At 69.3% G+C, this 25,782-nt stretch carries 17 protein-coding genes and 5 pseudogenes; 17 read left to right on the forward strand and 5 right to left on the reverse strand.

Annotated features, from left to right (window positions below):
* The first annotated feature begins 199 nt into the window (after positions 1-199).
* The 6 genes from parC (at position 200) to FU658_RS09960 (ending at position 7,231) form a co-directional block, all read left to right on the forward strand.
* Positions 200-2,446 (forward strand): DNA topoisomerase IV subunit A, encoded by a 2,247-nt coding sequence (gene parC, locus FU658_RS09935; protein ID WP_147891934.1) that lies wholly within the window; start codon positions 200-202, stop codon positions 2,444-2,446.
* A complete protein-coding gene (locus FU658_RS09940) occupies positions 2,446-3,105 on the forward strand; it encodes a thiopurine S-methyltransferase (RefSeq protein ID WP_147891935.1) in 660 nt (219 codons plus the stop codon). Before parC ends, FU658_RS09940 begins: the two co-directional genes overlap by 1 nt.
* Positions 3,106-3,123: 18 nt before the next feature.
* The gene (locus tag FU658_RS09945) at positions 3,124-3,627 is read left to right on the forward strand and encodes a hypothetical protein (RefSeq protein WP_147891936.1); all 504 of its coding nucleotides are present in this window, start codon (positions 3,124-3,126) and stop codon (positions 3,625-3,627) included.
* A gap of 111 nt (positions 3,628-3,738) precedes the next feature.
* Positions 3,739-4,149 carry a hypothetical protein gene (locus FU658_RS09950; RefSeq protein ID WP_147891937.1) on the forward strand — a complete coding sequence of 137 codons (411 nt, stop codon included), beginning with the start codon at positions 3,739-3,741 and terminating at the stop codon, positions 4,147-4,149.
* Positions 4,150-4,251: 102 nt separating this feature from the next.
* Positions 4,252-6,657, forward strand: coding sequence for a penicillin acylase family protein (locus tag FU658_RS09955; protein WP_147891938.1), 2,406 nt, complete (start codon positions 4,252-4,254; stop codon positions 6,655-6,657).
* A 151-nt stretch (positions 6,658-6,808) separates the two neighbouring features.
* Positions 6,809-7,231 carry a hypothetical protein gene (locus FU658_RS09960; protein WP_147891939.1) on the forward strand — a complete coding sequence of 141 codons (423 nt, stop codon included), beginning with the start codon at positions 6,809-6,811 and terminating at the stop codon, positions 7,229-7,231.
* Between the two features lie 65 nt (positions 7,232-7,296).
* On the opposite strand, the gene dapE is transcribed toward FU658_RS09960, so the two are convergent.
* From dapE to map, 5 genes and pseudogenes are all read right to left on the reverse strand, one after another.
* Entirely contained in the window at positions 7,297-8,442 is a 1,146-nt protein-coding gene (gene dapE / locus FU658_RS09965; protein ID WP_147891940.1) for a succinyl-diaminopimelate desuccinylase, read from the reverse strand.
* A 63-nt stretch (positions 8,443-8,505) separates the two neighbouring features.
* Entirely contained in the window at positions 8,506-8,862 is a 357-nt protein-coding gene (locus tag FU658_RS09970) for a Spx/MgsR family RNA polymerase-binding regulatory protein (protein WP_147891941.1), read from the reverse strand.
* Between the two features lies 1 nt (position 8,863).
* Entirely contained in the window at positions 8,864-9,898 is a 1,035-nt protein-coding gene (gene dapD, locus FU658_RS09975) for a 2,3,4,5-tetrahydropyridine-2,6-dicarboxylate N-succinyltransferase (protein ID WP_147891942.1), read from the reverse strand.
* Positions 9,792-12,443: pseudogene (gene glnD / locus FU658_RS15325) on the reverse strand ([protein-PII] uridylyltransferase); the annotation flags it as partial. The gene dapD and the pseudogene glnD, both read right to left, overlap by 107 nt.
* Complete coding sequence (gene map / locus FU658_RS09985; protein ID WP_147891944.1) at positions 12,365-13,141, reverse strand: type I methionyl aminopeptidase; 777 nt, start codon at positions 13,139-13,141, stop codon at positions 12,365-12,367. The pseudogene glnD and the gene map, both read right to left, overlap by 79 nt.
* A gap of 580 nt (positions 13,142-13,721) precedes the next feature.
* Here map and FU658_RS09990 point away from each other — a divergent pair.
* The 11 genes and pseudogenes from FU658_RS09990 (at position 13,722) to bamA (ending at position 25,771) form a co-directional block, all read left to right on the forward strand.
* Positions 13,722-14,894 carry a S1 family peptidase gene (locus FU658_RS09990; RefSeq protein ID WP_147891945.1) on the forward strand — a complete coding sequence of 391 codons (1,173 nt, stop codon included), beginning with the start codon at positions 13,722-13,724 and terminating at the stop codon, positions 14,892-14,894.
* 302 nt (positions 14,895-15,196) lie between these two features.
* Positions 15,197-16,050, forward strand: a pseudogene (rpsB, locus tag FU658_RS09995) (30S ribosomal protein S2).
* A gap of 179 nt (positions 16,051-16,229) precedes the next feature.
* Positions 16,230-17,098 (forward strand): annotated as a pseudogene (gene tsf, locus FU658_RS10000) (translation elongation factor Ts).
* A gap of 133 nt (positions 17,099-17,231) precedes the next feature.
* Positions 17,232-17,956, forward strand: a pseudogene (gene pyrH / locus FU658_RS10005) (UMP kinase).
* Positions 17,957-18,049: 93 nt separating this feature from the next.
* Entirely contained in the window at positions 18,050-18,562 is a 513-nt protein-coding gene (locus tag FU658_RS10010) for an ATP-dependent zinc protease family protein (protein WP_147891946.1), read from the forward strand.
* 85 nt (positions 18,563-18,647) lie between these two features.
* Complete coding sequence (gene frr / locus FU658_RS10015) at positions 18,648-19,205, forward strand: ribosome recycling factor (RefSeq protein ID WP_147891947.1); 558 nt, start codon at positions 18,648-18,650, stop codon at positions 19,203-19,205.
* Between the two features lie 7 nt (positions 19,206-19,212).
* Positions 19,213-20,001: a polyprenyl diphosphate synthase gene (gene uppS / locus FU658_RS10020; protein ID WP_147891948.1), complete on the forward strand. Its 789-nt coding sequence runs from the start codon at positions 19,213-19,215 to the stop codon at positions 19,999-20,001.
* Positions 19,998-20,831, forward strand: coding sequence for a phosphatidate cytidylyltransferase (locus FU658_RS10025; RefSeq protein WP_147891949.1), 834 nt, complete (start codon positions 19,998-20,000; stop codon positions 20,829-20,831). The genes uppS and FU658_RS10025 overlap by 4 nt, the downstream gene beginning before the upstream one ends.
* Positions 20,832-20,835: 4 nt before the next feature.
* Complete coding sequence (locus FU658_RS10030; protein ID WP_147891950.1) at positions 20,836-22,047, forward strand: 1-deoxy-D-xylulose-5-phosphate reductoisomerase; 1,212 nt, start codon at positions 20,836-20,838, stop codon at positions 22,045-22,047.
* Position 22,048: 1 nt separating this feature from the next.
* Complete coding sequence (gene rseP, locus FU658_RS10035) at positions 22,049-23,380, forward strand: RIP metalloprotease RseP (RefSeq protein ID WP_147891951.1); 1,332 nt, start codon at positions 22,049-22,051, stop codon at positions 23,378-23,380.
* Positions 23,381-23,444: 64 nt separating this feature from the next.
* Positions 23,445-25,771: pseudogene (gene bamA, locus FU658_RS10040) on the forward strand (outer membrane protein assembly factor BamA).
* Positions 25,772-25,782: the final 11 nt, after the last annotated feature.

Consider the following 25,782-nt stretch of genomic DNA (forward strand, 5'->3'; position numbering starts at 1 on the left):
TCCCAGTCTAGAAGCACCCCCGGAAGGCGGCGCGAACGAGGCCTCACTTTCCTGAACGGCCGTTTAGTTCCCCGACCCGGCGTGGCGTCGTCCGGCGCGCCTGCCCGGGCAACGGCGCGGACTCCCGGCCCGGCCGCGCCACCCCACCGGCCCGGCCACGACGGCTAGAATGCCTCTTTTCACCCCGTCACGAGAGCGAATGAGCGACCTGACCCGCCCCACCTTCCATGGCTTCGAGCAGATCCCGCTGCGCGAATACGCCGAGCGCGCCTACCTCGACTACTCGATGTACGTGGTGCTCGACCGCGCCCTGCCCTTCCTCGGCGACGGGCTCAAGCCGGTGCAGCGCCGGATCATCTACGCGATGAGCGAACTGGGGCTCAGTGCCGCGGCCAAGCCGAAGAAGTCCGCACGCACGGTGGGCGACGTGATCGGAAAGTTCCACCCGCACGGCGACAGCGCCTGCTACGAGGCGATGGTGCTCATGGCGCAGTCGTTCTCGTTCCGCTACCCGCTGGTGGACGGCCAGGGCAACTTCGGCTCCTCGGACGACCCCAAGAGCTTCGCGGCGATGCGCTACACCGAGTCCAAGCTCACCCCGATCGCCGAGGTGCTGCTGGGCGAGCTGGGCCAGGGCACGGTGGAGTGGAACCCGAACTTCGACGGCACGCTGCAGGAGCCGGGCTGGCTGCCGGCGCGGTTGCCGCACCTGCTTCTCAACGGCACCACCGGCATCGCCGTGGGCATGGCCACAGACGTGCCGCCGCACAACCTCAACGAGGTCGTGGCCGCCTGCATCCGCCTGATCGACGAACCCGAGGCCAGCGTTCGCGAGTTGTGCGAGCACGTGCGCGGGCCGGACTACCCGACCGAGGCGGAGATCATCACGCCGCGCCGCGACCTGCTGGCGATGTACGAGACCGGCGGCGGCAGCGTTCGCGCCCGCGCCACCTGGGTGCGCGAGGCCAACAACATCGTCATCACCGCCCTGCCCCACCAGGTCAGCCCGTCGAAGATCCTCGAGCAGATCGCCGCGCAGATGCGGGCCAAGAAGCTGCCGTGGCTGGAGGACCTGCGCGACGAGTCCGACCACGCCAACCCGGTGCGCCTGGTGCTGGTGCCGCGCTCGAACCGGGTCGACGTCGACTCGCTGATGGGCCACCTGTTCGCCATCACCGACCTGGAGAAGAGCTTCCGGGTCAACTTCAACGTGATCGGACTGGACGGCCGCCCGCAGGTGAAGAACCTGAAGATGTTCCTGTCGGAGTGGCTGCACTTCCGCTTCGACACCGTCACCCGCCGGCTCAACCACCGGCTGGCGAAGGTCGAGCGCCGGCTGCACCTGCTCGAGGGCCTGCTGGTCGCCTTCCTCAACCTCGACGAGGTGATCCACATCATCCGCACCGAGGACGAGCCGCGCGCGGTGCTGATGGCGCGCTTCGAGCTCAGCGAGGACCAGGCCGACTACATCCTCGACACCAAGCTCAAGCAGCTCGCCCGCCTGGAGGAGATGAAGATCCGCGGCGAGCAGGACGAGCTGGCCAGGGAACGCGACAAGATCATGGCCATCCTCGGCTCCAAGGCGAAGTTGAAGAAGCTGGTCAAGGACGAGCTGCTGGCCGATGCGAAGAAGTTCGGCGACCCGCGACGCAGTCCGCTGGTCGAGCGTGGCGCGGCCCAGGCGCTGTCGGAAACCGACCTGGTGCCCAGCGAACCGATCACCATCGTGCTCTCGGAGAAGGGCTGGATCCGCGCGGCGAAGGGCCACGACATCGACCCGGCCAGCCTGAACTACCGCGACGGCGACAGCCTGGGCCATGCCGCGCGCGGCCGCACCAACCTGCAGGTGGCGTTCCTGGATTCCACCGGCCGTGCCTACTCGACCGCCGGCCACGGCCTGCCTTCGGCGCGCGGCAACGGCGAACCGCTGACCGGCCGCTTCTCGCCGCCTTCCGGCGCCGTGTTCATCGGCACCGCAAGCGCCGAGCCCGATGCCCGTTTCCTGCTCGCCTCGACCCACGGCTATGGCTTCGTCACCCGGTTCGAGAACTTCTGCGGCCGCAACAAGGCCGGCAAGGCACTGCTCAACCCGGGCAACGGCGGCGTGCTGCCACCGGTGGCGGTGAACAACGCGCAGACCGACCTGGTCGTGGCGATCACCTCCGCCGGCCACCTGCTGGCGTTCCCGATCAGCGAGCTGCCCGAACTCGACCGCGGCAAGGGCAACAAGCTGATCCAGATCCCGCCCGCGAAGCTGAAGTCCGGCGACGAGACGGTCATCGTCGTGGCCAGCGTGCGCGAGGGCGGCGAGCTGACGCTTTACTGCGGCCAGCGCAAGCTGAGCCTGAGCTGGCGCGACCTGCAGGCCTACGCCGGCAGCCGCGCGCAGCGCGGCAACATGCTGCCGCGTGGCTTCCAGCGCGTGGATTCGGCCGAGGCGGGCTGATGGAGGCGGAGTTCTGGCACGCGCGCTGGGCCGAGGGTCGCACCGGCTGGCACCTCGAGGAGGTCAACCGGCTGCTGCTCAAGCACTGGCCCTCGCTGGCGCTTCCCGCCGAGGCACCGGTGCTGGTGCCGCTGTGCGGCAAGAGCCTGGACATGGCCTGGCTGGCTGCCGAAGGCCACCCGGTGCTGGGCGTGGAACTGTCGCTTGAGGCCTGCCGCGAGTTCTTCGCCGAACGCGGGCTGGATCCGGGCGAGGCGGAAGAACCCGGCTTCACCCGGGTTGGCCTCGCCCACCTGGAACTGCTCGCCGGGGACGTGTTCGCGCTGGCCCGCGAGCACGTGCAGGACATCGCGGCGGTCTACGACCGTGCCGCATTGATCGCGTTGCCCGAAGCGATGCGCCGGCGCTACGTCGAGCACGTCTACGGCCTGCTGCCCGCCGGCACGCTGGGACTGCTGGTGACGCTGGAGTATCCCGCGCACGAGCGCGACGGCCCGCCCTTCAGCGTCGACGAGACCGAGGTTCGGGCGCTGTTCGAGCCGCGCTGGCAGGTGGACCTGCTGGAGCGACGCGATATCCTCGAACACGAACCCCGCTTCGCCATCGAGGGCGTGAGCACCCTGCACACCTGCGTGTACCGGCTGAGCGCACGCGACTGAGCCCCCACGGATGCCCCGATGAACCTGCCCCACACCCGCAACGAACTGCTGTTCATCGCCGCCAGCGCCGTGGTGACGGTCGTGTTCGCCGCGATGTTCCTGGGTCCGAACTACGGCCTGCGCGCGGCCTGGCCGTTCTGGGCCTCGTTGCTGTGCACCTCGGTGTTCGTGTGGATCCCCTACATGCGCCAGCGCATGCAGCCGCGCGACCGGGTCGACTTCGACGAGCTGGGCATCCAGCGCCTGGCTGCCGGCGGCACCCGGGAGTCCGTGCGCTGGGACCGCATCGAGCGCATCTTCATCGCCACCACCGACGACGGTCCGGTCGGCGACGACGTGTTCTGGGTGTTCGTGGATGAAAGCGGCCAGGGCGGTTGCGCCGTGCCGGCCAGTGCGGAGGGTTTCGATGCGTTGCTCGAGCGCGTGCAGCAGCTGCCGGGTTTCGACAACGAGGCGGTCGCGACGGCGATGGGATCGACCACCAATGCACGCTTCGACGTGTGGCAGCGGCAGCCGGACTGATCGCGCCGCGATGACCGGCCCGATGATCGGACCCTGGCGGCGCGGCGAACTGGCCTGGGCGGCCGCCACCACCCTCGTCAGCCTGGTGCTGTTCGCCTTCAGCGACGCAGCATGGGCTGGATCGAGCGACTGCCCCTGCTGGCCTTCATCCTCGCCACCGTGGTGTTGCTGGCCCTGCCCTGGCTGCGGGCGCGCTTCGGCGAGGGCCACGACCAGGTCGTGCTGGACCCCCAGGGGATCTCGCGTCGCGGCGCCCGCGGTGCCCGCGAGCGCATCGAATGGAACGCACTGGACTCGGTGGTGCTGGTCTCGCCGGGTCCGGACACGGGGATGGAGCCGGCCTATTGGCTGCTGCTGGATGCCAGCGGGCGCCATGGCTGCGCGATCCCCGACGACGCCGATGGCCTGGAAGCCCTGAAGGCCAGGCTGCATGCGCTGCCAGGCTATCGGACCTCGCGCGAAGCGACCGCGCTGGCCGACCGCGGGCAGCGCCGCTTCGAGCTGTGGCGCCGCCCCGCTTGACCACCCGGCCGCGCTGACCTCCCTCGTCGATTCCACACCGGGGGCGCAACGGCCCTGCCAGTATCTGGTCTAGGATGCGAACGACTTCGGGGGAGGATCGCGATGGCAGGCTTCGTACGGATCGGCGCGTGGTTGATGGCGGGACTCGTGGCGCTGGCACTGCTGGCACTGCTGGTCGGCTGGATGTGGATGCGCGCCAGCCTGCCGCTGCTGGACGGCCCCCTTGTGCTGCCGGGCCTGCAGGGCGAAGCGCAGGTCGAGCGGGACGCCGACGGCACAGTGACGATCAGCGCCGGGTCGGAATCCGATGCGATGCGCGTGCTGGGCTTCGTGCACGCGCAGGAGCGCTACTTCGAGATGGACCTGATGCGTCGCAGTGCCGCCGGTGAACTCGCCGCGCTGGTCGGGGCCCCGGCGCTGCCGGTGGACCGCAGGGTGCGCGTGCACCGCATGCGCGCCCGCGTGGAGCACCTCTACGCGCAAGCCAGCGCACACGAGCGTGAACTGCTCGAGGCCTATGCCGAGGGTGCCAACAGCGGGCTGGACGCATTGCGCGCGCGGCCCTGGGCCTACGGCCTGCTGCGCACGCGCCCCGAGCCGTGGCGCCCGGAGGACGCGCTGCTGGTGGGTTACGCGATGTTCTTCGACCTCCAGGACAGCGACAACCGCAGGGAGTGGTCGCTGCTGCAGGCGCGCCGGCACCTGGGCGCCGACGCGCTGGAACTGCTCACGCGCGACGGCAGCCACTGGGATGCGCCACTGCAGGGCACCGAGCGCGAACTGCTGGACGTGGCGCGGGTGGTCGATCTGCTGGGCCCCGTGCACGCCCTGCACGCCGCCGGAGAGGCGCGCCTGGCCGACGACGAAGACCCGCCGGTGAAGGGCAGCAACAACTTCGCCGTCGCCGGGACCCTGACCCGGGACGGTCGCGCCCTGGTGGCCGACGACATGCACCTGGGCCTGCGCGCACCCAATATCTGGTTCCGCGCCCAGTTGCGCTATCCCGCCGCGGATGCCCCTGGCGGCCAGGTGGACGTCGGCGGCGTCACGCTGCCCGGCCTGCCCGGCGTGGTCGTGGGAAGCACCGGCCACGTGGCCTGGGGCTTCACCAACAGCTATGGCGACTATCACGACTTCGTGCGCGTGCACTGGGTCGACCGCGAGGCCGGGCGCTACCGCGTCCCGGGCGGCGAGGACGGCGTCACGCGCCACCGCGAGGAACTGGCGGTGCTGGGCGGGGCGCCGGAGGTGCTGGAAGTGGTCGAGACGCGCTGGGGCCCGGTCCTTCACGACGACCTCGACGACACGTCGCTGGCCCTGGCCTGGACGGCGCACCGCGCCGGCAGCCTGGACCTCGGCCTGCTGCGCATGACCCGCGCGGCCGACCTGGACGCAGCGCTGGACATCGCCAACCGGGCGGGCGTGCCGGTCCAGAACGCAGTGATCGGTGATCGCAGCGGGCGCATCGGCTGGACCCTGATGGGGCGCCTGCCCCGACGCGTGGGCGACTGCGACCCGCTGCAGGCGCTTGATCCGGTCATGGACGGATGCGACTGGGACGGCTGGCTGGAGCCCGACGAGGTCCCCAGGATCCTCGACCCGGGCTCTGCACGGCTGTGGACGGCGAACTCGCGCGTCGTCGATGGCGTGGACCTGCCTCGGGTCGGCGACGGCGGCTACGACCTGGGCGCGCGCCAGCGCCAGATCCGCGACGCGCTGCTGGCGCGGGACGTGTTCGAGGAAGCCGACCTGCTGGCGATCCAGCTCGACCACCGCGCCGTGTTCCTGGAGACGTGGTGGCAATTGCTGCGCGAGCTGATCGCCGAGGCCGGCCCCGGGCATCTCGGGCTGCAGGCACTGGAGCCCGCGACCCGCCACTGGGAGGGCGAGGCCCGTGCCTACGCGGTGGCCTACCCGCTGGTCCGGGCGTTCCGGGCCGAAGTGATCCGCCTCGTGCTCGACACGATCCTGGCCCCCGTCCGCGAGGCCGAGGGAGAGGATTTCCTCCCCCCGCGGGTGCCGCAGGCAGAGGCCTTCGTCTGGCCGCTGGCGAGCATCCGTCCCGAGGCCTGGGTGCCGTCGGGCCACGCCAGCTGGCTGGAGGCGTTCGACGCGGCCGCGCTCAAGGTGGCCGAGGAAGCCGGTGGCAGCGGCGCCGTAGGCACGCGCAGCTGGGGCGAGCGCAACACCGCCCGGATCCGGCACCCGCTGGCCGGGGCGCTGCCCGCTCCGCTGGCCCGCCGACTGTCGATGCCGGCCCAACCGCTGCCGGGCGACAGCCACCTGCCACGCGCGCAGGGGCCGTCGTTCGGCGCCTCGCAGCGCATGGTGGTGGCCCCGGGCCACGAGGAGCACGGCGTACTGCACATGCCCGGGGGACAGAGCGGGCATCCGCTGTCGCCGTTCTGGGGCAGCGGGCACGAGGAATGGGTGCAGGGCCGGGCGTCCCCATTCCTTCCCGGGGAGCCAAAACACCGACTCGTGCTCAGTCCAGCCGCGAATCTGTGAACTGGTTCACATACAAATCCTCGACCTGTACGGAAACTGACCGCCAGCGTCCATCAGAGACGCGCTGTGACGCACAACGTCACATTTGACGGGTCGCCGCTTCGGGGAGCGACCTACCACCGGCGCAGTGCTGGACAACGTCGAGGTAGGCATGAGTCTGTTCAATTCGATGCAAAACACCATGCAGCAGCTTTCGCGCAAGGTCATGCTGTCCTGGCAGGCGAAGGTGGTCGAGAAGGCCATCCGCGAGCTGCCCGAGGCCAAGCGCCGCGAGGCTGCCCTGCTGACCCTGGCCGAACTGGAGTCCACGGCGCACGTGCCGGCGTCCCAGTCGCCCAATGACACCACCCCCCTGCCCAACCCGGCCCGCGGCAACGCGGCCCAGCTGGCCTTCGAGCGCGTGCGCTCGCGGCTGCAGCCGATCCGCCTGCGCGGCCTGGCCACCTGGATCGCCGTGGTTTACCACGAGACCCGCGACAGCGCCGACGAGGGCTTCCAGGGGGTGCACCGCGATGTGCTCGGCCTGATCGCCGAGCTCAAAGCGTCGATGCCGGCGCAGAAAGCTGCCGCCTGAAGGGGAACGGGCGGTTCGTTTTCGGAGATGCTCCGACGTCACAGCGGCCAGGGATGGCCGCTTTTTTATTCCGCCCCGCGCAACAGCACCCTCTCGGCGATGCCCAGGTAGAGCCCCGGCAGCGCTTCGAGATCCGCCACCGACACCCGCTCGTCGACCTTGTGGATGCTGGCGTTGACCGGACCCAGCTCGACCACCTGCGCGCCCATCGGCGCGATGAAGCGGCCGTCGGACGTGCCGCCACCGGTGTTCTCATCCGGCCTGAGCCCCAGGCTGTCGCGCAAGGTGTCACGCACGGCACGCCGCAACACCCCGTCGGCGGTGTGGAAGGGCTCGCCCGAGCGGTGCCAGTCGATGGAAAGCTCCAGCGAATGCGCGGCAAGCAGCGATTCCACCTCCGCCACCAGCGCATCCGCCGTCCAGTGCGGGGAATAGCGCAGGTTGAACTGCACGCTCGCAGTGCCCGGAATGACGTTGCTGGCCCCGGTACCGGCCTGGAAGTTGGCGATCTGGAAACTGGTGGCGGGAAACTCGGGATAGGGCTCGGGATCCCACTCGCGCGCGGCCAGCGCGGCGAATGCCGGCAGGGCCCGATGGATCGGATTGTCGGCCAGGTGCGGATAGGCCACGTGCCCCTGCACGCCGCGCACCGTGGCGGTGCCGGTCAGCGAGCCACGGCGCCCCACGCGCACGATGTCGCCCAGCCGCTCCAGCGAACTGGGCTCGCCGACCAGGCAGTAGTCGATCGCCCGCCCCTGCTCGCCGAACTCGCGCGCGATGCGGCGCACGCCGTCGATCGCATCCCCCTCCTCGTCCGAGGTGAGCAGCAAGGCGATGGTGCCGGGATGTTCCGGGTGCGCGGCGACGAAGGCCTCCAGCGCCACCACGAACGCGGCGACGCTGCCCTTCATGTCGGCCGAGCCGCGGCCATAGAGGAAGCCCTCGCGCAGGTCGGGCCGGAACGGATCGCTGGCCCAGGCATCGCTTGGCCCCGGCGGCACCACGTCGGTGTGGCCCAGGAAACACAGGACCGGCCCTTCCGAGCCGTGCCAGGCCCACAGGTTGTCGACCTCACCGCGGCGCAGGAACTCGGTGCGGAAACCCGCGTTCTCCAGGCGCGACGCCAGCAGGGGCTGGCAGCCGGCATCGTCGGGTGTCACCGAGGAGCGGGCGATCAGCTCCCGCGTGAGATCGAGGACGTCGTTGTTCATGGCCCGGGAGTGTCGCATGGCTGCCGTGGCGGGGAGGTGGAGCGGGACACGGTCGGGGACGGCCTACACGCCGAAACGCATCTTCCAGGCCTTGTCGGTGAAGCCCACCGACACCGTGCCGTCGCCGGTCACCAGCACCGGACGCTTGATCAGGGCCGGGTGTTCGCGCAGCAGCAACTGCCATTCAGGGTCGGAACCCGGCGCGCGGCGCGCCTGGGGCAGGTTGCGCCAGGTGGTCGAGGCGCGGTTGACGAGCCGGTCGAAACCGCCCAGCTGGTCGGCCCAGGCCTTGAGCGTGGCCGGCTCGATGCGCTGCTCGCGGTAGTCGACGAAGGCGTGGTCGATGTCGAAGCGCCTGAGCCAGTTGCGCGCCTTGCGGCAGGTGTCGCAGGTGGCGAGGCCATAGACGCTGGTGGCCATCTCAGCCCCCCTGGACCGCGCCGCGCAGCAGCTCGTTGACCGAGGTCTTGGAGCGCGTCTTCTCGTCGACCTGCTTGACGATCACCGCGCAATACAGCGCATGGCTGCCGTCCGCGGCGGGCAGCGACCCGGCGACCACCACGCTGCCGGCCGGGATGCGGCCGTAGCTGGTTTCGCCGGTGGCGCGGTTGTAGATGCGCGTGGACTGGCCGAGGAAGACGCCCATGCCGATGACGCTGCCGCGCTCCACGATGACGCCCTCCACGACCTCGGAGCGCGCACCGATGAAGCAGTCGTCCTCGATGATCGTCGGCGCCGCCTGCAGCGGTTCGAGCACGCCGCCGATGCCGGCGCCACCGGAGATGTGGCAGTTGCGACCGATCTGCGCGCAGGAGCCGACCGTGGCCCAGGTGTCGACCATCGTGCCGGCACCCACGTAGGCGCCGATGTTGATGAAGCTGGGCATCAGCACCACGTCGCGGCCCAGGTGGGCACCTGCGCGTACCAGCGCCCCGGGCACCACGCGTGCCCCGACCTCGCGGAAGGCCTGCTCGTCGGCGCTGGCGAAGCGTGCCGGCACCTTGTCCCAGAACGGCGCGGGCTGGCCGTCCATGAGCTGCATGTCGGTGATGCGGAAGTACAGCAGCACGGCCTTCTTCAGCCATTCGTTGACCTGCCAGCCGTCGCTGCCGGGCTCGGCGACGCGCAATTCGCCCGCCTCCAGGCCGGCCAGCGCCTGTTCCACGGCCGGCCGCGTGGAGCCGTCGATCTCGGCGGTGGTCAGCTGGGCGCGACGCTCGAACGCATCCTCGATGATCGCCCTGAGCTCAGCCTTCGGCAGATTGCTTTGCATCCTCATTTCCTCCATCCACGCAGGCGGCCAGCGCATCGCGCAGGTCCTGCAGTCGTTGCGGGTCGTCGAGCGCGCGGTCGCGCTCGTCGCTGATCTGGAAAAAGTCCTCGACCCGCTCGCCGAACGTGGCGATGCGGGCGCTGTGTACACGCACCCCCTGCTGGCGGAACACCTGCGCGACATCGGCCAGCAGGCCCGGCCGGTCGGTGCACACCAGCGTGAGCTGGGTGCGGCCGGAGGCCGCCTCGCCGAACTCCACCTGCACCGGCACCCGGAAGTGGCGGAAATGACGGGGCAAGGCCCGCCTGGGCGGACGCACGTCGTCGAGCGAGCGGCACAGGATATCGAAAAGCCGCTTCTCGACGTGCTGGGCCAGCTCGCCGGGCGACATGTGGTGGTTCTCCGAGGCCAGCACCTGGAAGCTGTCCAGGCTCATGCCGGCCTTGGAGGTGACCACGCGCGCAGCCAGCACGCCAAGTCCGACCCGGTCGAGCGTGGCGGTGACCGCGGCGAACAGGCCATCGCGGTCGGGGGAGTAGACGAACACCTCCATCGCGCCCGGCGCCGGGTCGCCGGTCGCGTTGACGACGTTCGCCAGCGGCCGCACGCGCACCAGCGGCTCGTTGTCGTTGCGTCGCCCGGCGATGCCCTCGCTCTGCCAGGCGATCTGCTCGGGCCGGTAGCGCAGGAAGCTCTCGTCGGGAAACTCCGTCCAGATCGCGTCGATGCCGGCTGCGTCCATGCCGCGCTCGAGCAACAGCGCGCGGGCGGCCGCGCGGGTTTCCGCCACCCGCTCCTCGCCGTACACCGGGTGCTCGAGCCCCCGCCGCAGGACGAAGCGCGTCGCGCTGTAGAGGTCCGCCAGCAGACGGTCCTTCCACGCGTTCCAGAGCTTCGGGCTGGTGCCGGCGATGTCGGCCACGGTCAGCGTGTAGAGGTAGTCGAGGTGCTCGCGGTCACCGATGCGCGTGGCGAACCGGTTCACCACCTCCGGGTCGGAGATGTCCTGGCGTTGCGCGGTCATCGACATCAGCAGGTGGTGGCGCACCAGCCACGACACCAGGCGGATGTCCGCCGCGGGCATCGCGTGCGCGGCACCGAAATGGTCGAAATCCTCGGCGCCGAGCTCGGAGTGGTCGCCGCCGCGGCCCTTGGCGATGTCGTGGAACAGCCCGGCCAGCAGCAGCAGCTCGGGCTTGCGCAGCCGCTGCCACGCGCTGTGGCCGAACGCGAAGCGGTCGTTGGCCTTCTCGAAGCTGGCGATGTTGCGCAGCACCGTCAGCGTGTGTTCGTCGACGGTATAGACGTGGAACAGGTCGTACTGCATGCGCCCGGCCACCCGGCCGAAGGCCGGCAGGTAGCGCGACAACACGCCCAGGCGCGCCATGCGCGCCAGCGTGGGCACCGGCTGTGGGCCGCGCAGAAGGGCCAGGAAGGCCTGGCGCAGCTCCGGCGTCGCATCGGCATAGGCGGGGAATTCCGGCAGCGCCTCGGCCAGGGCGCGCGCGCTCTCGGAGTGCAGGCCGCGCAGGCCGGGATGCCGCGCCCACACCTCGAACAAGCGCAGCACGAGCGAGGGCTGCCCCGCCAGGCGCGCCGGTTCACGCAGCGACAGGTAGCCGCGCCGCGTCAGGAAATCGGCATCGATCGGCTGCGGTTCGCCCTGCCCCTCGAGTTGCTCCTCGAAGCGCTGCAGGAGCCGGTCGTTGATGCGCAGCACGGTGGCCGCGGAGCGGAAGAAGGCCTGCATCATCTGCTCGACCGCCAGGTTCTGCCGGTGCTCGTCCTTCAGGCCCAGGCGCGCGGCGAGCGGCTTCTGGTGGTCGAACAGCAGGCGCTCCTCGGCCCGCCCGGCCACCAGGTGCAGGCCGAAGCGCAATCGCGACAGGCGCCGGCGCTCGCGCTCCAGCGTCTCGTGCTCGTCCTCGCCCAGCACGCCCAGCGGCACCAGCTCGGCCAGGCTGCGCACGCCGTGCACCCGCCGTGCGATCCAGGCCAGGTTCTGCAGGTCGCGCAGGCCGCCCGGGCCTTCCTTCAGGTTGGGCTCGAGGTTGTAGGCGGTGTCGTCGTAGCGCGCATGGCGTTGGCGCTGTTCCTCGCGCTTGGCCGCGAAGAAGGCCTGCGGCGACCAGATGCGGTCCGGGGCCAGCTCGCGGGCCAGCGCAGCGGCGGCATCGGGATTTCCCTGCAGCAGCCGCATCTCCAGCAGTGCGCAGGCCACGGTCTGGTCGTCGCGGGCGGACTCCAGGCACTGCGGCCCGGAACGCACCGCATGGCCGATCGCCAGGCCCGCGTCCCACAGCAGGGCGAACAGGCGCGCCAGGGCGCCGCCACAGGCGTCCTGCACATCCTGCGACGCCAGGACCAGGAGGTCGACGTCGGACTGGGGGAACAGCTCGCCGCGGCCGTAGCCACCGGTCGCCAGCAGGCAGGCACCGCAGTCGCCGGGAACGCAGCGAATCCAGGCGGAGCCGACCACCCGGTCGACCAGCGCCGCGCGCTCCCGCAGCAGGCCATCGATATCGGCGCCACGATCGAAGCGCTCGGCCAGGCGCCCCGCCGCCTCATCGAGCGCCCGGCGGGCCTGCTCGATCCATTCGGCGTCATCGACGATCGCGGCCAGCGTGTCGTCCGCGGCCACAACGCGGCTCACAGGTCGTTGTCGTCGCCCGGCAGCCGGGTCAGGATCTCGACGCCGTCGGCGGTGACGTGGACGGTGTGCTCCCACTGCGCGGACAGGGAACGGTCCTTGGTGACCACGGTCCAGCCATCGGGGAGCAGCCGGGTATGGCGCTTGCCGGCATTGATCATCGGCTCGATCGTGAAGGTCATGCCCTCGCGCAGCACCAGGCCCTCGCCGGGGCGGCCGTAGTGCAGCACCTGCGGCTCCTCGTGGTAGACCCGGCCGATGCCGTGCCCGCAGTACTCGCGCACCACCGAGAAGCGCTCGCCCTCGGCGAACTGCTGGATGGCATTTCCGAGGTCGCCCAGCGTCACGCCGGGGCGGACCATGCGGATGGCGCGGAACATCGCCTCGCGGGTGACGTCGATGAGCCGCCTGGCCAGCACCGAAGGCTCGCCGGCCACGTACATGCGGCTGGTGTCGCCATGCCAGCCGTCCTTGATGACGGTCACGTCGATGTTGACGATGTCGCCGTCCTTGAGGACCTTGGCCTCGCTGGGAATACCGTGGCAGATCACGTTGTTGACCGAGGTGCACACCGTCTTCGGGAAACCGCGGTAGCCCACGTTCGCCGGGATCGCGCCCTGCACGTTGACGATGTGGTCGTGGCAGATGCGGTCGAGTTCCTCGGTGCTCACGCCGGGCTTCACGTGCGGCGCGACGACCTGGAGCACCTCGGCGGCCAGGCGGCCGGCGACGCGCATCTTCTCGATCTCTTCGGGGGTCTTGATGGTGACTGGCATAGCCGGGAATTATCGCAGATCCCGCCCCGACCGGCACCCGCCTGCGCCGCCGCCCGCCGCCGCCAGGCCGCTCGGAAAATGCTTGCCGCCGGACGAAAACCATTTACACCGCTCATTTACATTAATGAAAATCGCCTCCCGCCATGCAAATGGAATGGATTTTCAGCTTGACGCTCCAGATGCTTGGGGATAGCCTCGGCCTTGCTTGGGCCAAAACGACCCGGATGGTCCGGAACGAAGCGCCCCGGCAGGATCCATTGAGAGAAGCCGACACTGCTTCTTATAACAATGCGGCCATAACATTATTTAGTGATTGGATTATCTTTCAGGGGAAATCCGGCACCCATCCGATAATTTTCCGGTTACCAGGCCGGGATATTGGCCCGGGCAGGTCTTGCGCAGTCGAGGCGGCCCGGGGAGTGGCAGGATTTGGAGAATTCGCCCGGGGATGCCCCGGGGTCGCTTCACGTTGTCGTCGTGTTGCCGTAAGCGCAGGACGGGCCGGTCCGTTTCGGCCGGCCGTCGGCCATCCACGCCTCTCGGGAAGGATCGGCATCGAAAGACAACCTGGAGGTAATCGATGAACGCATTGAATTCCGCACGTCGCCACCCGCTCGTGGTCGCCATCGTGTCCGCCGCGTTGCTGGGCGCGGCCACCACCGCCTCGGCGGTCACCCGCGACGCGATCGACCCGGGAATGCTGGCCGCGCTGGAGCGCGACCTCGGCATGACCACGGCGCAGTACCTGCGCGAACTGGAGGTCGAACGCGAGGCCGCGGACCTGGTGGCCCAGGCGCAGCGCGAGTTCGGGGACGATTTCGCCGGCGCATGGCTGGAGCGCGACGAGTTCGGCGACGCCCGCCTGGTCGTCGCCACGCGCGACAATCCCAGCCTGATGCGCGTGGGTGGGAGCGAGGTGCGGGAGGTCCGCTACAGCGTCGGCGACCTGGAAGACGCCGTGTCGCTGCTCGACGAGACGAACCAGCGGCGCATGCTGCGTCCGCTGCGGGGCCTGCAGTCGTGGGGCATCGACCTGCCCAACAACCGCGTCGTGGTCACCGTCTCGCCCGATGCCGCCAGGGACGTGGTGGACTTCGTGGCCGCCACCGGCGTCGATACCGACACCCTGCACTTCGAGGTGTCCGAGCACGAGCCCTCCACGCTGATCAACATCTACGGCGGGATCCGCTACAACGGCTGCTCGATCGGCTTCCCGGTGACCCGCGGCTCGACCAAGGGTTTCGTCACCGCGGGCCATTGCGGCAGCGTGGGCACCCAGGTGCGGATCAACAACGTGCTGGTCGGGAGCTTCCAGCGCAGCAACTTCCCCGGCGCCGATGCCGCCTGGGCCACCGTGCGTTCCCAGGACACGCTGTTCAACCGGGTCTGGCAGTACAGCGGCAGCTCCACCTACGCCGTGACAGGCAGCCAGGAAGCGCTGATCGGTGCCGCGGTGTGCCGCTCGGGCTTCCGCACCGGCTGGCGCTGCGGAACGCTCACCCGCAACAACGTGACCGTGAACTACGGCCAGGGCGCGGTGAACGGGCTGCGTGAATCCAACGCCTGCGCCGGCCAGGGCGACTCCGGCGGCTCCTGGGTCGCCTCCTACAACCAGGCCCAGGGCGTCACCTCCGGTGGCGCGCTGGGCAACGACGGCACCAACTGCGGCATCCCGCAGAACCAGCGCCGCACCTGGTTCCAGCGGCTGGTCCCGATGCTCAACAGCTATGGGGTGAACCTGGTCACCCGCTGAGCCACCGCGGGGCATCCCCAGGACACCCCGGCCCGCCGGGGTGTCCTGCGTTGGAGGCCGGCGCAAGGGATTGATTGCACTGGCAACACCGAGCCGGCTATACTTCCTCGGCTGTACCGCCCACACCGGGCGTCACCGGTGAATACACACCCGCGTCAAAGCCCCGTGCCGGGGTGTCCCACGCCATGGAGCGATCCATGGGGCAAGGGATTCGGCCACGGAGGACGCGGGGAGGCCCAACCCCGGAACCATTGCCCGCCCCATCCAACCGGCGGCCGGTTCCACATGCAAGGAGTTCCACCATGCCCCAGGTCACCATGCGCCAGATGCTCGAAGCAGGCGTCCACTTCGGCCACCAGACCCGTTACTGGAACCCGAAGATGGCCCCGTACATCTTCGCGCCCGCGGCAAGATCCACATCATCAACCTCGAGAAGACCCTGCCGCTGTTCAACGACGCGACCAACTTCGTGTCGGGCATGGCGCAGAAGCGCGGCACCATCCTGTTCGTCGGCACCAAGCGCTCCGCGCGCGACGCGATCAAGGACGAGGCGATCCGCTGCGGCATGCCGTTCATCTCGCAGCGCTGGCTCGGCGGCACGCTGACCAACTTCCGCACCGTCAAGCAGTCGGTCGCGCGCCTGAAGGAGCTCGAGGCCGCCGAGACCGACGGCACGTTCGAGAAGCTGGTCAAGCACGAAGTGCTGGCGCGTCGCCGCGAGCGCGAGAAGCTGGAGAACTCGCTGGGCGGCATCAAGAACATGAACGGCCTGCCCGACGCGCTGTTCGTGGTCGACATCGGCCACGAGAACATCGCCGTGCTGGAAGCCAAGAAGCTGGGCATCCCGGTCATCGCCGTGGTCGACACCAACTACGATCCGTCGCTGGTCGACTACGCGATCCCGGGCAACGACGACGCGATCCGCGCCGTGCAGCTCTACACCCGCGCCATCGCCGACGCGGTGCTGGAAGGCAAGGCCGCCAACCCGAATTCGGTCGCGCGCATCGAGGACGAGTTCGTCGAGCTCGACGCCGAGGGCAAGCCGGTGGCCGACGAGGGCGAGAAGAAGGCCGCCCCGGCCAAGGCGCCGGCCAAGAAGGCCGCGCCGCGCAAGGTGCCGACCAAGAAGGCCGACGGCGAAGCCACGGCCGAGTAAGTCCGCCACGCCGGCGGCCCTCGCGCCGCCGGCCGCTGCATCGCGGGCCCCACGCCCCGCACGGCCGCAACATGGCGGCCACACAATCCAGGGAGCGACACGCCACGCCCGCCGCGCACCCCGCGCCGGCATCCGCGTCGCCCCCGATCCGCCCCACGAGACATTTTGAGGACACCACGATGGAAATCACCGCCAGCATGGTCAAGGAACTGCGCGAGCGCTCCGGCGCCGGCATGATGGAGTGCAAGAAGGCGCTCGTCGAAATGAACGGCGACGTCGAAGCCGCCATGGAGCACCTGCGCAAGACCGGCCTCGCCAAGGCCGACAAGAAGGCCGACCGCGTCGCCGCCGAGGGCCGCATCGTCATGGCCGCCGAGTCGGGCAAGGCGGTCCTGGTCGAGGTCAACTCCGAGACGACTTCGTCGCCAAGGATTCCAACTTCATCGCGTTCTCCGACGCCATCGCCGCCGCGGCGCTGGCCGTGGGCGCGACCGACGTGGAGTCGCTCAAGGCCGCCAAGATCGGTGACGACACGATCGACGAGTCGCGCCAGGCCCTGGTGGCCAAGGTCGGCGAGAACGTGCAGATCCGCCGCCTGTCGCTGCTCACCAGCCCGCACACCGTCGGTGCCTACGTGCACGGCGGCCGCATCGGCGTGATCGTCGAGGTCAAGGACGGCAGCGAAGACCTCGCCCGTGGCCTGGCCATGCACGTGGCGGCGATGAACCCGCCGTACGTGTCGCCCGACCAGGTGCCGGCCGAGCTGGTGCAGAAGGAGAAGGACATCGCGATGGCCCAGGTGAAGGACAGCGGCAAGTCGCCCGAGATCCTGGAGAAGATGATCAGCGGCAAGGTCAACAAGACCCTGTCGGAGATGTGCCTGACCGGCCAGCCCTACGTGCTCGACACCAACATGACCGTCGAGGCGATGCTGAAGAAGGAAGGCGCCGAGGTGGTGTCGTTCACCCGCCTGGCCGTCGGCGAGGGCATCGAGAAGAAGGAAGACGACTTCGCCTCGGAAGTGATGAAGCAGGCCGGCCTGGCCTGATCCATCGCGCCAGCGCGTTGATAAAGAACCCCCGGGAATGCAGGTTCCCGGGGGTTTTTTCTTTCACGCGGCGCTGACGCAGCGGCCGCGCTCGGCTAAACTTCGCGCGCCGAACCCATGACAGGACGCCACCGTGACCGAACCCGCCCCGAAGTACCGCCGCATCCTGCTCAAGCTGTCCGGCGAGGCGCTGCTCGGGGACGCCGACTACGGCATCGACCCGGACATGATCAAGCGCATCGCGCGCGAGGTCATGGCCGCCAGCGACTCCGGCGTGGAAGTGGGCCTGGTGATCGGTGGCGGCAACATCTTCCGCGGCGCCGGCCTGCAGGCCGCCGGCATGGACCGCGTGACCGGCGACCACATGGGCATGCTGGCGACCGTGATGAACGCGCTGGCGATGCAGGACGCGCTGGAGAAGGTGGGCGCCTACGCACGGGTGATGAGCGCGCTGAAGATCAACGAAGTGTGCGAGGACTTCATCCGCCGCCGCGCCGTGCGCCACCTGGAGAAGGGCCGCATCGTCATCTTCGCCGCCGGCACCGGCAATCCGTTCTTCACCACCGATTCGGCCGCTGCGCTGCGCGCGGTGGAGATCGGTGCCGACCTGCTGCTCAAGCCACCAAGGTCGACGGCGTGTACGACGCCGACCCCAAGACGCACCCGGACGCCAAGCGCTTCACCCATCTGAGCTACGAGGAAGTGCTCAACCGCGACCTCAAGGTCATGGACACCGCCGCCTTCGCACTGTGCCGCGACTACGACATCCCCCTGCGCATCTACGACATCGGCCAGGAGGGCGCGCTGATGCGCATCCTGCAGGGCGAGGAACTGGGCACGCTGGTCAGCGGCCACTGAGCTGCGCATGTGAACGGCAGCACGTGGGTTTTCGCCCCACGTTCAGCTGCCATCGGTAGGGTGTGCGCCTTCGATCCGTCATGGAGACCCCGCATGCGCACCTGGACCTTCGCGCTTTTCCCACTGATCCTGGCCCTGGCCACGCCCGCGGCCCTGGCCCGCGACACCCCGCCGAGCGAAACCCCCGACGTCTTCGGCTGGGTGGAGTGGATCGAGCTGGGCGACGAGCGCATCCGCAAGAAGGGCAAGCTTGATTCCGGCGCGCTGACCTCCTCGCTCGACGCCCGCGAGATCGAGGAATTCCGCCGTGACGGGCGGCGCCACGTGCGCTTCGAGCTGCACGATCGCGACACCGGCGAGGTGACGACGCTGGAGAAGCGGATCAAGCGGTTCGTGCGCATCGTGCGCCACAGCGGCAACCACCAGCGCCGCCCGGTCATCGAGATGGACCTGTGCCTCGGCAGCACGCTGCACAGCGTCGAGTTCACGCTGATCGACCGCAGCAACTTCAACTATCCCGTGCTGCTGGGCCGACGGGCGCTGGAGGGCTATGCGCTGATCGATTCGAGCAAGACCTTCCTGCGCGATCCCGCGTGCGGGGATTGAGGCATCAATTCACCCCGCCCCGCCCCGCCGGTGGCCGGCTCCGCCTATAATCGCAGGATTATGTTCGCCAAGCCCGGAGCCCACCATGATCGATGAGATCAAGAACGACGCGCAGACGCGCATGAGCAAGAGTGTCGAGGCCCTGCGCCACGAGCTGACCAAGCTTCGTACCGGCCGCGCCTCCACGGGGATCGTCGAGCACCTCAAGGTCAATTACTACGGTTCGGACATGCCGCTCTCGCAGGTGGCCAGCATCGCCGTGTCCGACGCGCGCTCGCTGACGATCACGCCCTGGGAGAAGCCCATGGTGGCCGCGATCGAGAAGGCGATCATGGCCTCCGACCTCGGCCTGACCCCGAACACCGCCGGCACCACGATCCGCATCAACCTGCCGGCGCTGACCGAGGAGCGTCGCAAGGAGCTGGGCAAGCACGTGGCGTCGGAGGGCGAGAACACCAAGGTGGCGATCCGCAACGTGCGCCGCGACGCGATCCACCAGGTCAAGGAACTGCTGAAGGAGAAGCAGGTCACCGAGGACGACGTGCGCCGCGCCGAGGACGACATCCAGAAGCTGACCGACCGTTTCGTCAAGGACGTCGACGAGGTGGTCAAGGCCAAGGAGCAGGAACTCCTGGCCATCTGAGCCCGGCATGTCGAACGCATCGGGCACCCCACAGGCGCCTGGCGGCGCCGCCAGCGAACGCCCCGTCCCCCGCCACCTGGCGGTGATCATGGACGGCAACGGCCGCTGGGCGCAGCGCCGCCACCGCCCCCGCAGCATCGGCCACCGCGCCGGTGCACGGGCGGTCAACATCTGCATCGACTTCTGCCTGGAACAGGGCATCCAGGCACTGAGCCTGTTCGCCTTCTCCAGCGAGAACTGGAAGCGGCCGCAGGACGAGGTGGGCGCGCTGATGCGGCTGTTCCTCAACGCGCTCGAGCGCGAAGTCGAGGAACTGCACCGGCGCGGCGTGCGGCTGCGCTTCATCGGTGCGCGCGAGCCGTTCGCCGAGCCGATCCGCCAGCGCATGGCTGCCGCCGAGCAGCTCACCGCGGCCAATTCGACGCTGCACCTGTGCATCGCCGCGGGCTATGGCGGCCGCTGGGACATCGCCCAGGCGGCGCGTGAGCTCGCCCGCGAGGTGGCCGCCGGCCGGCTCGACCCCGAGGCGATCGACGAGGCACGCTTCGCGCAGGCGGTGTGCCTGTCGGACCTGCCCGAACCCGATCTGTTCATCCGTACCGGTGGCGACCAGCGCGTGAGCAATTTCCTGCTCTGGCAGCTCGCCTACACCGAGATGTGGTTCACCGAGACACTCTGGCCCGACCTCGACAGGAACGTTCTGTGCGCTGCGTTGTCGGACTTTGCCCACCGCGAGCGCCGCTTCGGCCTGACCGCCGCGCAGCTGGCCGCCCCGGCCCCTGGAGACCCCGCATGAAGAAACAACGCGTCCTGGCCGCGGCCGTGATGACGCCGGTCGCGATCGCGATCGTGCTGCTGCTGCCCACGCATTGGCTGGCCGGCGTGTTCGCGGTGACACTGCTGCTGGCGCTCTGGGAGCTCTCGCGCATGGTCGGCGTGGAGCACACGATCGGGCGGGTGGCCTACCTGGCGGGGAATGCCGCGATCATGGCCTGGCTGGCCTGGTTCGGGCTGCCGGGCCTTGGCCTGGTCATCGTCCTGCTGGGCGTGATGTTCTGGCTGCTGGTGTGCCTGTGGCTGCTGCGCTTCGATTTCGCCTCCGGCGACGGCGCGGGGCCGCGCCTGCTCAAGCTGCTGGCCGGCTCGCTGGCGGTGATCCCGGCCTGGGTGGCCCTGGGCATCCTGCACGCGGGTAACCCGGGCGAGCCGGCGCTGGTCGGTCCCGGCTGGGCCCTGCTGGTGCTGGCGATGATCTGGGCATCCGACACCGGCGCCTACTTCACCGGGATGCGCTTCGGCCGCCGCAAGCTGTCGCCGCGCATCAGCCCGAACAAGACCTGGGAAGGCTTCTGGGGCGGGATGGCGCTGAGCGTCGCGGTCGGCCTGGCGGTGGCGCCGTTCCTCGGCGTGGGCCTGGCGCAACTGCCGGCGATGGCCTTGCTGGCCGCGGCGGTCTGCGTGGCCGCGGTGATCGGCGACCTGTTCGAGAGCCTGATCAAGCGCCATGCCGGCTGCAAGGATTCGGGCACCCTGATCCCGGGCCACGGCGGCGTGTACGACCGTCTCGACAGCGTGCTGGCCGCGCTGCCGGTGGCGGTGCTGGTGAAGGCGGTGCTGGGGCTGTGAGGCGATGACACGCCAGCGACTGGCCATTCTCGGAGCGACGGGATCGATCGGCAGTTCGACGCTCGACGTCGTGGCCCGCCACCCGGATCGCTTCGAGCTGACCACGCTCAGCGCGCACTCGCAGGTGGACGCGCTGGTGGCGCTGTGCCGGCGCTTCCGCCCGGCACGTGCGGTGGTGTCCGACCCGGCCGCCTACGCGGCGCTGCGCGACGGCCTGGCCGATGCCGGCCTGGACACCGAGGCGCACGCGGGCCCCGAGGCGCTGGAGGCCGCTGCCGAAGCCGCCGACACCGACACCGTGGTGGCGGCGATCGTCGGCGCGGCCGGCATGTCCTCGACCCTGGCCGCGGCCCGCGCCGGCAAGCGCATCCTGCTGGCGAACAAGGAGTCGGTGGTGCTGGCTGGCGACCTGCTGATGCGCGAGATCCGCGCACACGGGGCGCGCGTGCTGCCGGTGGACAGCGAACACAACGCGATCTTCCAGTGCCTGCCCGGCGACCCGGCGCAGCGCGGTGGCGTGCGCCGGGTGCTGCTGACCGCCTCGGGCGGCCCGTTCCGGGGCTTCACGCGTGCGCAGCTGGCCGGGGTGACGCCCGAGCAGGCCTGCGCGCACCCGAACTGGTCGATGGGGCGCAAGATCTCGGTCGATTCCGCCACGCTGATGAACAAGGGGCTGGAGGTCATCGAGGCGCATTGGCTGTTCGGCCTGGACCGGGCGCGCATCGACGTGGTGGTGCACCCGCAGAGCATCGTGCACTCGCTGGTCGACTACGTCGACGGGTCGATGCTGGCGCAGCTGGGGCAGCCCGACATGCGCACCGCCCTGGCCTACGGCCTGGCCTGGCCGGAACGGATCGACTCGGGCGTCGGCACGCTGGACCTGGCCGCGCTGGGCCGGCTCGACTTCGAGGCGCCCGACCACGCCACCTTCCCCTGCCTGGGCCTGGCTTACGCCGCGCTGGCGGCCGGCGGCACGGCCCCGGCGGTGCTCAACGCAGCCAATGAAGTGGCTGTTTCAGCCTTTCTTCAGGGCCGTGCAGGCTTCCTAGACATCCCTGCCCTGTTGCAGGCCACGCTCGACGCCCTCGAGACGCACCCCGCCGATTCGCTGGACGCGACCCTGGCCGCGGACGCCGAGGCGCGCCGGGTGGCGGGCGCACTGCTGCCCCGCCTGGCCGGCCAGGCCCGTCCCGACACCACTTACGGAACCCCCTGAGATGGAGGCCTTCTTCGGATCGATCTGGTGGCTGATCGTCAGCCTCGGGATCCTCGTCACCTTCCACGAGTTCGGCCACTACTGGGTCGCGCGGCGCTGCGGCGTGCGCGTACTGCGCTTCTCGGTGGGCTTCGGCAAGCCGCTGTGGCAGCGCCGCGGCAAGGACGGCACGGTCTACCAGGTCGCCGCGATCCCGCTGGGCGGCTACGTGAAGATGCTCGACGAGCGCGAGATCGAGGTGCGCCCCGAGGACCGCCACGAGGCGTTCAACAACAAGACCGTCTGGCAGCGCATCGCGATCGTCGCCGCCGGTCCCGGTTTCAACCTGATCCTGTGCCTGGCGCTGCTGTGGGCGATGTTCATCATCGGCAAGCCCGACTACGAGCCGCTGGTGGGCACCGTGCAGGGGCCGGCCGCCGAGGCCGGGTTCGAGTACGGCGACCGCCTCACCTCGGTGGGCGGGCGCGGCGTGGACACATGGAGCCACGCGATGATGGCGCTGACCGTGTCGGCGATCGACCGCGAGGCGGTCGAGGTGGACGTGCGCACCGCAGGGGGCTTCGAGCGCACCCGGACGCTGGACTTCGCCAATGCGCCCGCGATCGACGAGCGCAACGTGATGCGCGAGATCGGCCTGGTGCCCCAGCAGTTCCTGCTCGAACCGGTGATCGGCGAGGTGTCCTACCCCGACAGCCCGCTGCGCTCGGGCGACCGGGTGGTGTCGATCGACGGCGGGCCGGTGCGCAGCTGGAACGAGATCACCGGGCTGGTGGCCGCTGCCGCCGGGCCGGACCGGGCGCTGGAGGTGGTGGTGGAGCGCGACGGCCTGCGCCTGCCGCTGCAGGTCCGACCCCAGCTGTACGAAGGCGAACGCTGGGTCCTGGGCATCACCCCGCAACCGCGCGAGGCCGAATACGATGCTCTGTTACGCTACGGCCCCATCGATGCCATCGGCGCGGCCGGCCGCGAGACCTGGCACCTGACCACGACCACGTTCGCGATGCTGTGGCGGATGATCAACGGCACGGCCTCGTTGCAGAACCTCTCCGGCCCCATCACCATTGCCCAGTACGCCAACAGCTCGGCCGGACTGGGGGTGGCCTGGTTCCTGAATTTCCTCGCCCTGCTCAGCCTGAGCCTGGCGATCATCAACCTGCTGCCGATCCCGATTTTGGACGGCGGGCACCTGCTGTATTACTTTATCGAGCTGATCAAGGGGAGTCCCGTCAGTGAAAGGACCATGATCGTGGGCCAGTACATCGGCCTGGCGATGCTGGCCGGACTGATGGGATTGGCCTTCTACAACGATATCCTGCGCCTTTTTGGCTCCTGAGCACACAACGACTCGCCCGCCCGCGGCATGCCCACACGCGTGCCGCTTCAACCGGAACCAACGGATGACGCGACCCACCGCTCCCCGCCTGCTTGCCATTGCGCTCGCTTCCGCCCTCGCCTTCAGCCAGACCGCCACGGCCCAGCAATTCGAGCCGTTCGTCGTCGAGGACATCCGCATCGATGGCCTGCAGCGCATCGCCGCGGGCACCGTCTTCAGCTACCTCCCGGTGGAGCGCGGCGAGACGATCGACCGCAACCGCTCCTCGGAGGCGATCCGCGCGCTGTTCCGCACCGGCTTCTTCAACGACGTCCGGCTCGAGCGCCAGGGCGGGATCCTGGTGGTGGTGGTCGACGAGCGCCCGGCGATCAACACGATCACCCTGGTGGGCAACAAGGACGTCAAGACCGAGGACCTCATGGGCGGCCTGCGCGAGATCGGACTGGCCGAAGGCGAGACCTTCGACCGGCTCAACCTCGAGCGCGTGACCGGCGAACTGACCCGCCAGTACAACAACCGCGGCAAGTACAACGTGTCGATCCAGCCGCGGGTGCAGCCGCTGGACCGCAACCGCGTCGACATCACCATCGACATCACCGAAGGCAAGGCGGCCCGGATCCGGCACATCAACATCGTCGGCAACGAGACCTTCGAAGAGAAGGAACTGCGCCGCAACTGGGAATCCAACACGACCAACTGGCTGAGCTGGTACCGCCGCGACGACCAGTATTCGCGCGAGAAGCTGGGCGGCGACCTGGAGAAGCTCGACGCCCATTACCTCGACCGCGGGCACATCGACTTCAACATCGAGTCGACCCAGGTGGCGATCTCGCCGGACAAGGCCGACATGTACATCACGACGAACATCGTCGAGGGCGAGGTGTACACGATCTCCAGCATCGAGCTGACCGGCGACACGGTGCTGCCGCACGATGAAGTGCGGACGATGATCATCCCGCGCGAGGGACAGGTCTTCTCGCGCCGCCTGCTGGAGGCCACCTCCGACAACATCGTCTCGGTGCTGTCCAACATCGGCCACGCGTTCGCCGAGGTCACCCCGATCCCGGAACTCAACCGCGAGGAGAAGACGGTCGACCTGCGCCTGTTCGTCGAGCCCGGCCCGCGCGTGCAGGTGCGCCGGATCGTGTTCGAGGGCAACACCCGGACCGCCGACGAAGTGCTGCGCCGCGAGATGCGCCAGTTCGAGAGCGCCTGGTACTCGCAGGCGGCCATCGACCGTTCGAAGGTGCGCCTGCAGCGCCTGGGCTACTTCGAGCGGTCGACGTGGAGAACACCCCGGTGCCGGGCTCGCAGGACGAGGTCGACCTGGTCATCAAGGTCGAGGAGCGCCAGTCGGGCCAGTTCGCCTTCAGCCTGGGCTACTCCCAGTACGCCGGCGTGATCACCACGGCCCAGCTGAGCCAGGACAACTTCATGGGTACCGGCAACCGCGTCGGCATCGGCATCCAGAACAACGTCTTCTCCAAGCGCCTGGACCTGTCGTTCCTGAACCCGTACTTCACCCAGGACGGCGTGTCGGTGGGCTACAACCTGTCCTACAGCGAGTTCAATTCGCAGGACTTCAATGCCGCCCAGTACAACTCCGACGCGATCAACTTCCAGTCGATCTTCGGGGTTCCGATCAGCGAGACCGACTCGGTCGGCCTGATCTTCGGCATCGACCGCAACGAGATCCAGACGATCCCGGGCTTCACCCCGAGGGTGATCGACGACTACATCAACGCCGTCGGCCGGCGCACGTTCAAGGCCTGGCGTGCTGAGCTGTCGTGGCGGCGCGACTCGCGCAACCACTTCTTCGTGCCCACGCGCGGCACGCAGCAGGCGTTGTCGGCCGAGGTCACGCTCCCGGGTTCGACCCAGGAGTACTACAAGCTCAACTACCAGTTCTCCCGCTACTGGCCGATCAGCCCGGCCCTGGTGCTCAACACCAACTTCAACCTGGGCTACGGCGACGGCTACGGCAACGCCAGCGAGAACGGGCTGCCGTTCTTCGAGAACTTCTACGCCGGCGGCGACCGCTCCGTGCGCGGTTTCGAGACCAACCGCCTTGGCCCGTGTGCCTTCTCGGACTTCGCGCCGGACTTCTGCCAGTCGATCGGTGGCTCGTTCCGCACCGTGGGCGGCATCGAGCTGATCTTCCCGACGCTGTTCGACACTCCCGCGATCCGCGTGGCGGCCTTCGTCGACGTGGGCAACGTGTTCGACGGCGTGGACAATTGGGATGCCGATGAACTCAGGGCCTCGGCCGGTGCCGCCATGCAGTGGCAGGCTCCGATCGGACCGATCGTGATCAGCTACGGCGTACCGATCCGGAAGAAGGACGGCGATTTCATCGAGCGCCTGCAGTTCAGCTTCGGCACGTCCTTCTGAACCCGGCCACT

Source organism: Alkalisalibacterium limincola, assembly GCF_008017755.1.
Classification (GTDB): domain Bacteria; phylum Pseudomonadota; class Gammaproteobacteria; order Xanthomonadales; family Xanthomonadaceae; genus Alkalisalibacterium; species Alkalisalibacterium limincola.

Coding starts and splice junctions, on each gene's coding strand:
- parC (WP_147891934.1), top strand. CDS start 200: ATGAGCGACCTGACCCGCCCCACCTTCCATGGCTTCGAGCAGATCCCG.
- FU658_RS09940 (WP_147891935.1), top strand. CDS start 2,446: ATGGAGGCGGAGTTCTGGCACGCGCGCTGGGCCGAGGGTCGCACCGGC.
- FU658_RS09945 (WP_147891936.1), top strand. CDS start 3,124: ATGAACCTGCCCCACACCCGCAACGAACTGCTGTTCATCGCCGCCAGC.
- FU658_RS09950 (WP_147891937.1), top strand. CDS start 3,739: ATGGGCTGGATCGAGCGACTGCCCCTGCTGGCCTTCATCCTCGCCACC.
- FU658_RS09955 (WP_147891938.1), top strand. CDS start 4,252: ATGGCAGGCTTCGTACGGATCGGCGCGTGGTTGATGGCGGGACTCGTG.
- FU658_RS09960 (WP_147891939.1), top strand. CDS start 6,809: ATGAGTCTGTTCAATTCGATGCAAAACACCATGCAGCAGCTTTCGCGC.
- dapE (WP_147891940.1), bottom strand. CDS start 8,442: ATGAACAACGACGTCCTCGATCTCACGCGGGAGCTGATCGCCCGCTCC.
- FU658_RS09970 (WP_147891941.1), bottom strand. CDS start 8,862: ATGGCCACCAGCGTCTATGGCCTCGCCACCTGCGACACCTGCCGCAAG.
- dapD (WP_147891942.1), bottom strand. CDS start 9,898: ATGTCGCGCAGGTGTTCCGCCAGCAGGGGGTGCGTGTACACAGCGCCC.
- map (WP_147891944.1), bottom strand. CDS start 13,141: ATGCCAGTCACCATCAAGACCCCCGAAGAGATCGAGAAGATGCGCGTC.
- FU658_RS09990 (WP_147891945.1), top strand. CDS start 13,722: ATGAACGCATTGAATTCCGCACGTCGCCACCCGCTCGTGGTCGCCATC.
- FU658_RS10010 (WP_147891946.1), top strand. CDS start 18,050: ATGCGCACCTGGACCTTCGCGCTTTTCCCACTGATCCTGGCCCTGGCC.
- frr (WP_147891947.1), top strand. CDS start 18,648: ATGATCGATGAGATCAAGAACGACGCGCAGACGCGCATGAGCAAGAGT.
- uppS (WP_147891948.1), top strand. CDS start 19,213: ATGTCGAACGCATCGGGCACCCCACAGGCGCCTGGCGGCGCCGCCAGC.
- FU658_RS10025 (WP_147891949.1), top strand. CDS start 19,998: ATGAAGAAACAACGCGTCCTGGCCGCGGCCGTGATGACGCCGGTCGCG.
- FU658_RS10030 (WP_147891950.1), top strand. CDS start 20,836: ATGACACGCCAGCGACTGGCCATTCTCGGAGCGACGGGATCGATCGGC.
- rseP (WP_147891951.1), top strand. CDS start 22,049: ATGGAGGCCTTCTTCGGATCGATCTGGTGGCTGATCGTCAGCCTCGGG.